The organism is Psychrobacter sp. 1U2 (assembly GCF_051847575.1).
The window spans coordinates 1-532 of the sequence record NZ_JBPYDC010001749.1; the positions used below are offsets into that span (position 1 = coordinate 1).

The following is a 532-nucleotide window of genomic DNA, read 5'->3' on the forward strand; positions in this document are numbered from 1 at the left end:
GTGAAAGTATATATTTCCGTTGGGACTGACTGCATAATTTTTGAGTACCCACCATGCTGTCTTTAATTGGACTGAATCAAGGTCGATACTGTCACCAAAGACTGAACGTGCAAGCTTGACCTCTCCGCTGCTAAGTTTGCGGGATCGCTTGGCAAACCGACTTGATAAACGTCGCCTGCGACTCAATAACTGTTTTATGGAGTAGGTCATGATTATCTCCATGATTAAAATCTAGCATCTTTGGCCAATTAACCAATAGATGCATGTATAAGTCATACATAGAGCCTATGACTCTAAAATAAAAGCGTACACAACATAATCTATATGCTTTTATGACACAAGAACTATTAAAAACCCGTTGCAAACTGTTATTTAACTGACTTTAAATAATGACAGTATTATAACTTGGCTGCTACTTATATGCTGTAAAACGAGTATTACACAAACAGTAAATATGAGATAGCAAATGCTTGTCACTGTAGCGAATTTATAGGCAGTTACTTATAAAAATATAGAGAGTCTTATGGCCCTT

The 532-nt window shown here is 36.7% G+C and carries 1 pseudogene; it reads right to left on the bottom strand.

Features of this window, described 5'->3' with window-relative positions:
- Positions 1-210: pseudogene (locus tag ACS8FD_RS24200) on the bottom strand (type IV secretion protein Rhs); the annotation flags it as partial.
- Positions 211-532: the final 322 nt, after the last annotated feature.